The sequence below is a fragment of the Bordetella sputigena genome (assembly GCF_965137885.1).
GTDB classification, from domain to species: domain Bacteria; phylum Pseudomonadota; class Gammaproteobacteria; order Burkholderiales; family Burkholderiaceae_B; genus Bordetella_C; species Bordetella_C sputigena.
Genome location: NZ_CBCSCA010000014.1, coordinates 109,953 through 123,286, shown reverse-complemented (window position 1 = coordinate 123,286; position 13,334 = coordinate 109,953). Strand labels below are relative to the sequence as shown.

At 64.7% G+C, this 13,334-nt stretch carries 10 protein-coding genes; 8 read left to right on the top strand and 2 right to left on the bottom strand.

All coding sequences use genetic code 11. The features are described 5' to 3' along the window. Window positions 1-208 precede the first annotated feature (208 nt). From rluB to ACNA0R_RS23130, 8 genes are all read left to right on the top strand, one after another. Complete coding sequence (rluB, locus tag ACNA0R_RS23165) at window positions 209-1,984, top strand: 23S rRNA pseudouridine(2605) synthase RluB (protein ID WP_415828459.1); 1,776 nt, start codon at window positions 209-211, stop codon at window positions 1,982-1,984. A 282-nt stretch (window positions 1,985-2,266) separates the two neighbouring features. Next, complete coding sequence (gene rimP, locus ACNA0R_RS23160) at window positions 2,267-2,755, top strand: ribosome maturation factor RimP (RefSeq protein ID WP_415828416.1); 489 nt, start codon at window positions 2,267-2,269, stop codon at window positions 2,753-2,755. After that, a complete protein-coding gene (gene nusA, locus ACNA0R_RS23155) occupies window positions 2,752-4,233 on the top strand; it encodes a transcription termination factor NusA (protein WP_415828415.1) in 1,482 nt (493 codons plus the stop codon). Before rimP ends, nusA begins: the two co-directional genes overlap by 4 nt. Before the next feature lie 118 nt (window positions 4,234-4,351). Further along, window positions 4,352-7,495 (top strand): translation initiation factor IF-2, encoded by a 3,144-nt coding sequence (infB, locus tag ACNA0R_RS23150; protein ID WP_415828414.1) that lies wholly within the window; start codon window positions 4,352-4,354, stop codon window positions 7,493-7,495. Window positions 7,496-7,511: 16 nt separating this feature from the next. After that, the gene (gene rbfA / locus ACNA0R_RS23145; RefSeq protein WP_415828413.1) at window positions 7,512-7,913 is read left to right on the top strand and encodes a 30S ribosome-binding factor RbfA; all 402 of its coding nucleotides are present in this window, start codon (window positions 7,512-7,514) and stop codon (window positions 7,911-7,913) included. A gap of 36 nt (window positions 7,914-7,949) precedes the next feature. Next, window positions 7,950-8,687, top strand: coding sequence for a tRNA pseudouridine(55) synthase TruB (gene truB / locus ACNA0R_RS23140; protein WP_415828412.1), 738 nt, complete (start codon window positions 7,950-7,952; stop codon window positions 8,685-8,687). 10 nt (window positions 8,688-8,697) lie between these two features. After that, window positions 8,698-10,524, top strand: coding sequence for a translational GTPase TypA (gene typA, locus ACNA0R_RS23135; protein ID WP_415828411.1), 1,827 nt, complete (start codon window positions 8,698-8,700; stop codon window positions 10,522-10,524). 252 nt (window positions 10,525-10,776) lie between these two features. After that, window positions 10,777-11,778 (top strand): Bug family tripartite tricarboxylate transporter substrate binding protein, encoded by a 1,002-nt coding sequence (locus ACNA0R_RS23130; RefSeq protein ID WP_415828410.1) that lies wholly within the window; start codon window positions 10,777-10,779, stop codon window positions 11,776-11,778. Window positions 11,779-11,952: 174 nt separating this feature from the next. Here the strand turns inward: ACNA0R_RS23130 and ACNA0R_RS23125 are convergent, their stop codons facing one another. Continuing rightward, the gene (locus ACNA0R_RS23125) at window positions 11,953-12,552 is read right to left on the bottom strand and encodes a nitroreductase family protein (protein WP_415828409.1); all 600 of its coding nucleotides are present in this window, start codon (window positions 12,550-12,552) and stop codon (window positions 11,953-11,955) included. A 147-nt stretch (window positions 12,553-12,699) separates the two neighbouring features. Continuing rightward, the gene (ureG, locus tag ACNA0R_RS23120) at window positions 12,700-13,326 is read right to left on the bottom strand and encodes an urease accessory protein UreG (RefSeq protein WP_415828408.1); all 627 of its coding nucleotides are present in this window, start codon (window positions 13,324-13,326) and stop codon (window positions 12,700-12,702) included. Between the last annotated feature and the right edge of the window lie 8 nt (window positions 13,327-13,334).

The window sequence follows — 13,334 nt, the reverse complement described above, 5'->3', positions numbered from 1 at the left end:
GGAGCAGGCCGAGGCTGGACCGGCCAGGCGCCCGCGCAGGCGGAAAACGGTTGAAGCCGGCGATGCCGTGCAGGCGCCCGCATCGGGCATGGACGCGCCTGTCGCCGCGCAATCGTCGCTTCCCGAAAGCACCCCTGCTTCCTTCGATAGCGATGCCGCCGCGGCGCCCCGGCGATCCGACGCCGACCCGCGCGACTTCCCGGCCCGGCTGCCGTCCACCTCGTTTACCTCCTCCGACACGGCAAGCCCGGGCGCGGCCGCGGACGACGCCGTCTCGGCCCATCCTTCCGCCGCGCCGGAAGGCGACGCGCCCACGTCCGGCAATCGCGGCAAGGGCCGCAAGCTGCGCACGCCTTTCCGCCGTCGCCGCGGCGACGCCGTGTCGGGCAACGAAGGCGCGACCGAAGCCGGCGCGACGGCCCAGCACCACGGTGCCAGCGCCGCCGACGCCGAGGCCGTGTCGCCTGGCAATGAACGCGAAGCCGAGCAAGCCCTGGCGTACCTGGACAAAACTGCCCGCATGGAGCAGCGCTTGAACAAGTACCTGAACAGCGAAGCCGTGATGCCCAAGCTGCACAAGGTGCTGGCCGACGCCGGCATAGGCTCGCGGCGCGAAATGGAAGAGCTGATCATCGCCGGCCGCGTTTCCGTGAACGGCGAGCCCGCCCATATCGGGCAGCGCGTCGCCGGTGGCGACCAGGTGCGTGTCAACGGCAAGCTGATCACGCGTGTCAACACGCGCAAGCCGCCCCGCGTCATCCTGTATCACAAGCCGGCCGGCGAGATCGTCAGCCATGACGATCCGGGCGGACGCGCGAGCGTTTTCGCGCGCCTGCCCAAGCTGCGCACCGGCAAATGGCTGTCGGTGGGCCGCCTGGATCTGAATACCGAAGGCCTGCTGATTTTCACGACGTCGGGTGATATGGCCAACCGCATCATGCACCCGCGATATGGCGCGGAACGGGAGTACGCCGTCCGCGTCCTGGGTGAAATGGATGAGGCGCAGCGCGCGTCCCTGGTCGAAGGCATAGAACTGGATGACGGCAAGGCCGCCTTCGGATCGCTGGACTATCTGGGCGGCGAAGGCAGCAACCGCTGGTATCGCGTCACGCTGAACGAAGGCCGCAATCGCGAAGTGCGCCGCATGTTCGAGGCGATAGGCGTGACGGTGAGCCGGCTCATCCGGACGCGTTTCGGCGATATCGTGCTGCCGCGCAATTTGCGGCGCGGTCGCTGGGAAGAGCTCGATCCCAATCTCGTCACCGCGCTGATGGTTCAGCTTGGCCTGCTGCGCGACGATGACGAGGGCGGCCGGCGCCCCAAGCAGCCGCAATCGCACGACAGCGCGCTGCCGCCGGGCTTCGGCACCTTGCAGAACAATGGCATGAACGGCGCCCGCATCGGTCGCCGCGGCAAACTGCAGGGCGGTGGCCGCGCGGCCAAGAATCCGCTGGGCAATATGTCCTACCCATCCGATCCCTTCGGCACCGGCTTGCTGGTCACCGGCGGCTATGCCAACGGACATCCCATGGGCAACGATGGCGGCGCCCGCGGCGGCAAGCAGCGGCGCGGGCCGGGCAAACGGCCCGGCCAGGCGCAGGCGGCGGGCCATGCGTCCGGCGGCCAGCCTCAGCCGCGTGGAAAATCCGGCCGCAAAGGCAAGCCGGGCGGCGGCAATGGTCCGGCGGCGAATGCCATGGGGCCGAATGTGGCGGGGAATGCCGGCCAGGGTCAGGCGGGGCAGGGCCATCCCGGTTCGCCGGGCAAAGGGCCGCAGCGCGGCCGGCCAGGCAAGAATGCCGCTCCCGGCAAGAACGTCGCGCCGGGCAAGAAGCGTGGCAGCGGCGGCCCCAAGGGTCCGCGTGCCGGCGGCGGCGGTGGCGGTGGGGGCAGCCGTGGCGATGATTGGCAGCCGCGCGGCGCGGCCGCCCATGAGTCGCGCCTGGGTGTGATCGGCGGACGCGGCGGGCGCGGATCCAGGTAGGTCCAGTCCGGCCCCGAATACGTAAACCCTGGACGCATCAGGCAATTTTGCCCAATTTGTGGTAAGATTGCTGGTTTTCGTGGGCCGGTTTCCCGTCCAACTGCTTGGCGCAGCCCGGTGTGTATGCCGGATGTATATACGGATATCGCAGCGGCTGGTGTATATCGGCTATCGCAGCCGATAGCGCAGATATCCGGATATGGCCGCTAATCATGTTGCCGGAAATGTACCGTGCCGCGTGATAACAATGGGCTGGGCTTACAGCCCATTTTTTTCGAGTATATGGCTGATTTATTCGCATTGACCCAGGAAGCGCTGTCCGGCATGGACGTCGAGCTCGTCGACGTCGAGCGGGCCGCGCTCGGCCTGCTGCGCGTCACGATCGACCGCCCGGAAGGCGTGCGCATCGAAGACTGCGAGCAGGTCTCGCGCCAGCTGTCGCGGGTCTACGAAGTCGAAAATATCGATTACAAGCGATTGGAGGTCGGTTCGCCCGGCGTGGATCGCCCGTTGCGCAGCGAGGCCGATTTTCATCGGTTCGCGGGACAGCGAGTTGAAGTCAAGCTGCGGCAGCCCGTGGAAAACCGCAAGGTCTTTACCGGCACCTTGATCGCGTCCACGCAACCGCCGGAGCAGGACCAGGGGAAGGCGGTGTTCGGCGTGGAATTTGAGGCAAAGAAGGACGACATCCAGGTGGTGAATTTCACGTTCGACGAAGTCGAACGCGCCAAGCTGGATCCGGTCCTGGATTTCAAAGGCAAAAAGCGATGAGTCGCGAAATTCTTCTGTTGGTCGACGCTCTGGCGCGCGAAAAGAACGTGTCGCGCGATGTGGTGTTCGGAGCGCTGGAAAGCGCGCTGGCTTCGGCCATGAAAAAGCGCTTCAAGGAAGACGCGGACATCCGTGTTTCCATTGATCGTGAAAGCGGCAGCCATGAAGGTTTCCGTCGCTGGCTCGTCGTGCCCGACGAAGCCGGGCTGCAGGAACCCGACAAGCAGGAAATGTATTCCGACGCGCGCGAAGCCGTGCCCAATATCCAGGTCGGCGAGTACATCGAAGAACCGCTCGAACCCATCGAGTTCGGCCGCATCGGCGCGCAGGCCGCCAAGCAGGCGATCCTGCAGAAGATCCGCGATGCCGAGCGGGAACAGGTGCTGAACGACTTCCTTGAGCGTGGCGAAACCATCGTGTCCGGCACGGTCAAGCGCATGGACAAGGGCGACGCCATCATCGAGACGGGCAAGATCGAAGCCCGTCTGCCGCGCTCGGAAATGATTCCCAAGGAAAACCTGCGGGTGGGCGACCGCGTGCGGGCCTTCGTGCTGCGCATCGACCATGCGGCGCGCGGCCAGCAGGTGATCCTGTCGCGCACGTCGCCGGAATTCATCCGCCAGCTGTTCGAAAACGAAGTGCCGGAAATCGAGCAAGGCCTGCTGGAGATCAAGGCCGCCGCGCGCGATCCCGGCGTGCGCGCCAAGATCGCCGTCATTGCCTACGACAAGCGTATCGATCCGATCGGCACCTGCGTCGGCATGCGCGGTTCGCGCGTCACCGCGGTGCGCAATGAATTGGGCGGCGAGCAAGTGGACATCGTGCTGTGGTCGGAGGACCCGGCGCAGTTCGTCATCGGCGCGCTGGCCCCGGCCAACGTCGAGTCCATCGTCGTCGACGAAGACAAGCACGCCATGGATGTGGTGGTCGACGAGGAAAACCTGCCGAAGGCCATCGGCGCCAAGGGCCAGAACGTGCGCCTGGCGTCCGAGCTGACCGGCTGGCAGATCAACATCATGACGCCGGAAGAAAGCCAGAACCGGCAGGAAGTCGAACGTTCGGGCTTGCGCAGCACCTTCATGAGCAAGCTGGACGTCGACGAAGAAGTGGCCGACATCCTGATCGATGAAGGCTTTACGGGTCTTGAAGAAATCGCTTATGTACCCATGCAAGAATTGCTGGAGATCGAAGCGTTCGACGAAGACACCATCAACGAGCTGCGCACCCGCGCGCGCAATGCCCTCCTGACCGAAGCCATCGCCCAGGAAGAGCGCATTGAAACCGCGCAGGACCTGCTCGAACTTGAAGGGATGACGCCCGAACTGGCCGCGAGCCTGGCCGAGCGTAAAGTGCATACCCGTGACGATCTGGCGGAGCTGTCCACGGACGAGCTGGCCGAAATCTCGGGTCTCGACGAAAGCCAGGCCAGCGAGCTCATCATGCGGGCGCGCGCGCACTGGTTCGACGAGGAAAAATAGTAATAGAGGGGGAAGGGCCGACCGGCCTGGTAGATCCAGCCCGGGGCCCTCCCGAACTTGTTTTATTGGATTGCGCTAAGTCATATTGTTATATCGCCGTACACAGGAAGAAAGCCTAATGTCGAGCAACACCGTCGCCCAGTTCGCTACCGAGCTGAAAATGCCTGCCAATGTGCTGCTGGACCAGCTGCGCTCGGCCGGCGTTGACCTCAAATCGGTGGACGATGCCGTCACCGACAGCGACAAGGCGAAACTGCTCGACTCGCTGCGCCGCGCGCATGGCGGGGCGGCCGAGGGCAAGAAAATCACTCTGACGCGCCGTCAGACTTCGGAGATCCGTCAAGCGGATGCGACCGGGCGTTCGCGCACCATCCAGGTGGAAGTGCGCAAGAAGCGCGTGTTCGTCAAGCGCGATCCGGCCGAATTGGCGGCCGAGGCCGCCGCCGCGCGCGCGCCGTCCGAGCCCGCTGAAAAGCCCGCTACGGCGGCCGCCCCCGCGGCCGCGGCGGAAACCGGCGCGTCGGTCGCCAACGCCGCGCCCGCGCCCGCTCCGGCGACGGCTGCCGCCGCTCCGGCCCCGGCCGCCGCGGCTCCGGCGGCGACGCCCGAACCCATCGCCAGCGAGCGGGAGGCCGAAGCCAGCGCGCCCGCCGCCGCCGAACCGCAGGCGCCCGCGCCTGTTGCCGAGGCGGCAACGCCGGCGCAACCCGCCGAACCCGCTGCCGCCCAGCAGATCGAGCCCGCGCAGGCGCCGCAGGCCGAACCCGTTTCCATCCAGCCGGAACCCGAACACGAGGCACCCGTGGCAGCAGCCGCCGGCCCCGCCGCCGAGCCGCCGGTCGAAGCTGTCCCGCAAGAGTCCGTGAACACGCCAGATATCACCGCGGTTTCCGAAAAGCCCGAAACCGAAAGTCCCGCCGCACCCAAGGCACCGGCCGCCGCCGCGCCGTCGTCCCCCAGTCAGGACGACCGTCCGCGTCCGGGCATGCCCGTCGCGCCCAAGCCCACCGTCTCCAAGGGCCCGCGCGCCGGCGATGCACGCCGTGGGCCGCCGCCGCCCGCTTCGCCCGCGCAAACGATGAGCACGGCGCAGCGCGACGAAGCGCGCCGCACCGCCGAAGCCGAAGCCGCCGCCCTGCGCGAAATGCTCAACCGTCCGCGCAAGGTGCTGCGCGCGCCCGAGCCGGAACAGCCGGCCGCGGGCGCTGCCGCGGCCCTGTCCGGTACGCTGCACAAGCCCGCGGCCAAGCCCGGTGGCGGCGCCAAGAAGGACGCCAAGCCCGCGCCCGGTGCCGGTGCCAAGAAGACCATCAAGACCGCTGAAGTCTCGTCCACCTGGACCGATGACGCCTCGCGCAAGAAACCGGCCGACAAGCCGGCCGGCGCGCCCAGCCGCGACGGCTGGCGGGCGGGTGGCAAGGCCGGCGGCAAGTCCGGCGGCCGTGGTGGCCGCAACCAGCAATCCGACCGCCGCGGCGCGGTGGAGCAGGCGCCGCAGGAGTTCATCGCGCGCGAAGTCCACGTGCCCGAAACGATTACCGTGGCCGATCTGGCGCACAAGATGTCCGTCAAGGCCGCGGAAGTCATCAAGCAATTGATGAAGCTCGGCCAGATGGTCACCATCAACCAGGTGCTGGACCAGGAAACGGCCATGATCGTGGTCGAGGAACTGGGCCACAAGGCCATCGCCGCCAAGCTGGACGATCCGGAAGCCTTCCTGGACGAAACCGCGCCGGAAGGCGAGGAAGCCGAACTGTTGCCGCGCGCTCCGGTGGTCACCGTCATGGGCCACGTCGACCACGGCAAGACCTCGCTGCTGGATTACATCCGCCGCGCCAAGGTTGCCGCGGGCGAAGCCGGCGGCATTACGCAGCACATCGGCGCCTATCACGTTGAAACCGATCGCGGCATGGTCACGTTCCTGGATACCCCGGGTCACGAGGCCTTTACCGCCATGCGGGCGCGCGGCGCCAAGGCGACCGACATCGTCATCCTGGTGGTGGCCGCGGACGACGGCGTGATGCCGCAAACGCGTGAAGCCATCCACCATGCCAAGGCCGCCGGCGTGCCGCTGGTCGTGGCGGTGAACAAGATCGACAAGCCCGACGCCAATCCCGAGCGCGTCAAGCAGGAGCTGGTCGCGGAAGAAGTCGTGCCGGAAGAATACGGCGGCGACGTGCCCTTCGTGAACGTGTCGGCCAAGACCGGCGCGGGCATCGACGATCTGCTGGAAAACGTCCTGCTGCAGGCCGAAATCCTGGAGCTGAAGGCGCCCGTCAATGCCCATGCGAAGGGCCTGGTCATCGAAGCACGCCTGGACAAGGGCCGTGGTCCGGTGGCCACCATCCTGGTGCAGAGCGGCACCCTGAAGCGCGGCGACGTCGTGCTGGCCGGCGCCAGCTTTGGCCGCGTGCGCGCCATGCTGGACGAAAACGGCAAGCAGGTGCAGGCCGCCGGTCCCTCCATCCCAGTGGAGATCCAGGGCCTGACGGATGTGCCGGCCGCCGGCGACGAACTCATGGTGTTGACCGACGAGCGCAAGGCGCGCGAAATCGCCCTGTTCCGCCAGGGCAAGTTCCGCGACGTCAAGCTGGCCCGCCAGCAGGCCGCCAAGCTGGAGTCCATGTTCGACAACATGGGCGAAGGCACGCAGACCCTGGCGCTGATCGTCAAGACCGACGTGCAGGGTTCGCAGGAAGCGCTGGTCAACGCCTTGCAGAAGCTGTCCACGGAAGAAGTGCGCGTGCAGGTCGTGCACGCGGCGGTGGGCGGCATCTCGGAAAGCGACGTCAACCTGGCGATCGCCTCCAACGCGGTGGTCATCGGCTTCAATGTCCGCGCCGACCAGAGCGCCAAGAAGCTCGCGGAAGGCAACGGCATCGACCTGCGCTACTACAACATCATCTACGACGCCGTGGATGAGGTTAAGGCGGCCATGTCGGGCATGCTGGCGCCGGAGAAACGCGAAGAGATCATCGGTCTGGTGGAAATCCGCGAGATCTATACCGTCTCCCGCGTGGGCAATATCGCCGGTTGCATGGTGCTCGACGGTGTGGTGCGCCGCGATTCGCAGGTACGGTTGTTGCGCAACAACGTCGTTACCTGGACCGGCCATCTGGATTCCCTGCGCCGCTTCAAGGACGACGTGCGCGAGGTCAAGGCTGGCTTCGATTGCGGCCTGACGCTGCGCGGCAACAACGACATCCAGGTGGGCGACCAGCTGGAAGTCTTCGAGATCAAGGAAATCGCGCGGACGCTGTAAGCATCGCGCGCTCAGTATGAGCCGTCATAAAACCAAAGCCATCCCCGGCCGCAACCTGCGGCTGGCCGACCAGATCCAGAAGGATCTGGCCGGACTGATCCAGCGCGAACTCGACGTCGCGCGGGCGGGGCTGATCACGCTGTCCGGTGTCGAGCTGTCGCCCGACTACGCGCACGCCAAGGTGTATTTCACCGTGCTGGGCGCGGAGCCGGCCGTGGCCGAAGGCTTGCTCAACGACAAGGCGGGCTGGCTGCATTCGCAGCTGTACCGCATGCTGCATATCCATACCGTGCCGACGCTGCGTTTCTTTCACGATGAGCAGGTCGCGCGCGGCATCGAAATGTCGCAGCTGATCGATCGCGCCAACCAGCCCGGGTCGTACCGGGCAGAGCCCGACGAACCGGAAGACCAGTCCTGAGGGGCTGTCGTCACGGCGTTTTTTTCGGATAAGACGATGGCCAAACGACGCGGGCTGATGCTCGACGGTGTCCTGCTGCTGGATAAGCCTGAAGGCTTGTCCAGCAATCACGCCTTGCAGCGCGCGCGCCGTACGCTGGACGCCGCCAAAGCCGGGCATACCGGCACGCTGGATCCCTTCGCCACGGGCCTGCTGGTCTGCTGCATGGGCAGGGGCACCAAGCTGTGCGGCGTGATGCTGGGCGCGGACAAGGGATATCGGGCCACGCTGCGGTTTGGCGAGGAAACCGATTCCGGCGACCTGACCGGCAACGTGGTGGCGCGGGCCCCGGATGGTTTCGCGGGCGTGGACGAGACCGCCTTGCGCGACGTGCTGTCACGTTTTGTGGGCACGATCACGCAGGTTCCGCCCATGTATTCCGCCTTGAAACGCGACGGCAAGCCTTTGTACGAGTATGCGCGTGCCGGCGTGGAAGTAGAGCGCGAGGCCCGGCAGGTAACCCTGCATCGCGTCGATTTGCTGAGCTGCGACGGCATGACGGCGGAAATCGATGTGTTGTGCAGCAAGGGCACGTATATACGCACCCTGGCCCAGGATATTGGCAGGGCGCTGGGCTGCCACGCGCATCTGGTGGCCCTGCGCCGCACCCAGGTGGGACCGTTCGCGCTGGAAGGCGCGGTCACCCTGGATGCGCTGCAGGCCATGTCCGACCCCAAGCAGGCCTTGCTGTCTCTGAACGAATTGCCGGCGGGCCTGGCGCCCGTCTCACCTTAAAGGATCTGTTATGACTCGCGCCTTGCGCAACGTCGCCATCATCGCCCACGTCGACCACGGCAAGACTACGCTGGTCGACCAATTGCTGCGCCAATCGGGCACCTTCCGCGAAAACCAGGCCGTCGCCGAGCGCGTCATGGACTCGAACGACCTGGAAAAGGAACGCGGCATTACCATTCTGGCCAAGAATTGCGCGGTCGAATACCAGGGCACCCACATCAATATCGTGGACACCCCGGGACACGCGGACTTCGGCGGCGAAGTCGAGCGCGTGCTGTCCATGGTCGACGGCGTGCTGCTGCTGGTCGACGCGGTGGAAGGCCCGATGCCGCAGACGATTTTCGTCACGCGCAAGGCCTTGGCCCTGGGCTTGAAGCCCATCGTGGTGGTCAACAAGATCGACCGTCCCGGCGCTCGCCCGGACTTCGTCATCAACGCCACCTTCGAACTGTTCGACAAGCTGGGCGCGACCGAAGAACAGCTGGATTTTCCGGTGATCTACGCATCGGGCCTGTCGGGCTATGCCGGCATGACGGCCGACGTGCGCGAAGGCGACATGCGGCCTTTGTTCGAGGCCATCCTGCAGCACGTGCCGCAGCGTAACGATGACCCGAACGGCGCGCTGCAGCTGCAGATCATCTCGCTGGACTACAGCAGCTATGTCGGCAAGATCGGCGTGGGCCGCGTCAACCGTGGCCGCATCCGCAGCGGCATGGACGTGCAGTACCGCTTCGGTCCCGACGGCGAAAGCGGCAAGGGCCGCATCAACCAGGTGCTGAAGTTCAAGGGCCTGGAGCGCGAAGTGGTGAGCGAGGCGGAAGCCGGCGACATCGTCCTGATCAACGGTATCGAAGGCATCGGCATCGGCTGCACCGTCATGGACGTGTCCTCGCCCGCCGAAGACGCGCTGCCCATGCTGCGCATCGACGAGCCTACGCTGACGATGAACTTCATGGTCAATACCTCGCCGCTGGCCGGCCGGGAAGGCAAGTTCGTCACCAGCCGCCAGCTGCGCGACCGCCTGGACCGCGAACTGAAGTCCAACGTGGCGCTGCGCGTGCGCGATACCGGCGACGATACCGTGTTCGAGGTGTCGGGCCGCGGCGAATTGCACCTGACCATTCTGCTGGAAACGATGCGCCGGGAAGGCTACGAACTGGCCGTCTCGCGGCCGCGCGTGGTGTTCAAGGAAATCGACGGCGTGCGCCACGAGCCCTTCGAATTGCTGACCGTGGACGTGGAAGACGCGCACCAGGGCGGCGTCATGGAAGAACTGGGCCGCCGCAAGGGCGACCTGCTCGACATGCAGCCGGACGGCCGCGGCCGTACCCGCCTGGAATACCGTATCCCCGCGCGCGGCCTGATCGGCTTCCAGAACGAGTTCCTGACGATGACGCGCGGCACCGGCTTGATGAGTCACATCTTCGACGAATACGCGCCGGCGCGCGAAGGCAGCATCGGCGAGCGCCGCAACGGCGTGCTGATCAGCCAGGACAACGGCGAAGCCGTGGCCTACGCCCTGTGGAAGCTGCAGGACCGCGGCCGCATGTTCGTCAATCCCGGCGATGCGCTGTACGAAGGCATGATCATCGGCATCCACAGCCGCGACAATGACCTGGTGGTCAACCCGATCAAGGGCAAGCAGCTGACCAACATCCGCGCGTCCGGCACCGACGAAGCCGTGCGCCTGGTCCCGCCGATCCAGATGTCGCTGGAATACGCGGTGGAATTCATCGACGACGACGAACTCGTCGAAGTGACGCCCAAGTCCATCCGCCTGCGCAAGCGTTTCCTGACGGAAAACGAACGCAAACGCATGTCGCGCGCGGCTGCCTGATAAGTCAGCCACCCCGCCATCCGTGATGGTGGCGGAGTGAAGCCTAGCGACCTTTGACGCGCGTTGCCGTAGCATCGGAATGACGCGGTTTGAGGCCTTTCCTTGGCAGTGATGCCAAAGAAAGGCCGTTTTGTTTTGGACGTCTGTTCTGTGCGTCCAATCTTCTGGAACTGGGCTCCGTAACAGGACACTGACACAGCCGGTTAGGGCGTGCCGCCAGGCACTCTTCAACACTTCTGATCAGGAGGCCGCATGGAGACAGCAATAGACATTCGCAAACGGCAGTTGGCAGCATTTTCCCTGCTTGGTGGGCTGTTGCCCGTGAATGTCTTAGCGGACGACTCGAACGCATCGGATTCACAAGGTCCCATCACGTTGGTCGTCGGCTATCCGCCTGGAGGCGCGACAGATACTTTGGCGCGCCTTCTGGCTACGCATTTCGCTAGGCAACTTGGGCAGAACGTAGTAGTTGAGAACCGGCCCGGCGCTGCCAGCAATATCGCCGCTGATGCCGTTTCGCGGGCTGCACCCGATGGGCGTACGTTATATATCGGTACGCGCTCCAATACGATCCACAAAGCGATGTACAGTCATTTTGACTTCGACATGTCTAGCGACTTCGCCGCGATCGCGTTGCTGGCACGTATGCCCAATGTGATGGTGACGTCGGCGCAGGGGCCCATTGCGAGCATCGGTGACGTTATCGCGTTGGCAAAAGCACATCCGGGAATCCTGACCTATGCATCGACCGGTGTTGCATCGGATACTCATTTGCTGGGCGAATTGTTCCAAAGAGAATCTCGCACGAAGCTCCTGCACGTTCCCTATCGTGGTGGTGCGGCCGCAATGGTCGACGTGGTGGGTGGCCGTATCGACCTTCTCATATTCTCTTTGGCTGGCGCGCTCCCTTACTTGAAGAAAGGCTCTGTGCGAGCCATTGCCGTGATGGCTCAACAAAGGGTGCCTCTGTTGCCTGATGTACCAACCATGGAAGAGTCGGGGATCCTAGGCGTAGACCTGGAAACCTGGTTTGGTTTGTTGGCACCGTCTGGAACATCCCCCGCGCGCATCTCGGAATTAAACGAACATGCGAACCACGTTCTGCTGCATCGGCGCTTCCAGAGTGCCTTCATGACGCAAGGGTATGTGGCACCGCTGACGCCGAACACGCCCGGCACCTTCGCGAACTTGATCGCCGAGGAAGCGGAAAGATGGACGTCGTTGATCAGGGAGCGCGGTATTAAACCCGCCTAGCCCATCTGGCGGCCTCGCCGCGCGGAAAGAAACAGAGCGATGCACGACCATAGTCCGGGAGCGCAATATCAAGCCGCACTGATCGCCAAGCATTCTGTCTCGGCTGCAATCGCAGTTAAAAAGCCCGGCGCAGAGGCCGGGCTTTTTATGACTTATCAACTACCGTATCGGACTTTAATGATGCACGCGGAAGCGCTGGGCGTCATCCATGAAAGCCTTTTCATTGAAAGGCGCTTCGTTGGAACCGAAAGGCATTTGCGCCCGCAGCTTCCAGCTGGCGGGAATGTTCCATTCCTTGGCGACGGCTTCGTCGATCAGCGGGTTGTAGTGCTGCAGGCTGGCGCCGATGCCGGCGTTGGCCAGGGTCGACCAGACCGACAATTGCGCCATACCGCCCGACTGCTCGGACCACACCGGGAAGTTGTCGGCGTACAGGGGGAATTTCTCCTGCAGGCTTTTGACGACATCCTGGTCTTCAAAAAACAGCACGGTGCCCGCGCCCGCGGCGAAGCTGTCGAGTTTCTTTTCAGTGGCGGCGAAGGCGTCGGCCGGCACGATCTTGCGCAGGGCATCCTTGGCGATGTCCCACAGCTTGACGCTTTGCGCGCCGAACAGGATGACCGCGCGCGAGCTCTGCGAGTTGAACGACGACGGCGTGTGCTTGATCGCTTCCTGGATCAGCGTCGTGACCGCGTCATGAGACAGCGGAAGCTTGCGGCCCAGCGCATACTGGGTACGACGACGTTTCAGGGCCTCGAGAAAAGCATTTTCCATAGAACAAAATCCCTCTGATGATCGCGACGAATCGCATGTGCGCATGATCCCATCCCTGGCCGACAGGTAAAGCTCAACCCGCCGGCCAGTAGGGTTTTCAGATATGTGTCAGAAAATTTGCATGTCCGGATGCGTGCCGACACGGGCTCAGGCGGCCAGCAGGCCGCGCTTTTCGATGAACTTGACGATGTCGCCCAGCCCCGCGCCGGCTTTCATGTCGCTCATGACATAGGGGCGCGCGCCGCGCATGCGCTGGGTATCTTCTTCCATGATGGCCAGCGATGCGCCGACCATGGGGGCGAGGTCGGTCTTGTTGATGACAAGCAGGTCGGACTTGGTGATGCCCGGTCCGCCCTTGCGGGGGATTTTCTCGCCGCCGGCCACGTCGATGACGTAGATCGTCAGGTCCGACAGTTCGGGGCTGAAGGTGGCGGCCAGGTTGTCGCCGCCGGATTCGATGAAGACGATGTCGGCGTCGGGAAAGCGTCCCAGCATGCGGTCCACGGCCTCCAGGTTGATGGAGGCGTCTTCGCGAATGGCGGTGTGCGGGCAACCGCCGGTTTCGACGCCCATGATGCGTTCGGCGGGCAGGGCGCCGGCGACCGTGAGCAGGCGCTGGTCTTCCTTGGTGTAGATGTCATTGGTGATGACCACGAGGTCATACGTGTCGCGCATGGCCTTGCACAGCATTTCCGTCAGGGTGGTCTTGCCGGAGCCGACGGGGCCGCCTATGCCTACCCGCAAGGGGGGATTCTTTTTGGTTCGCTGCGTCATGGTGCGGG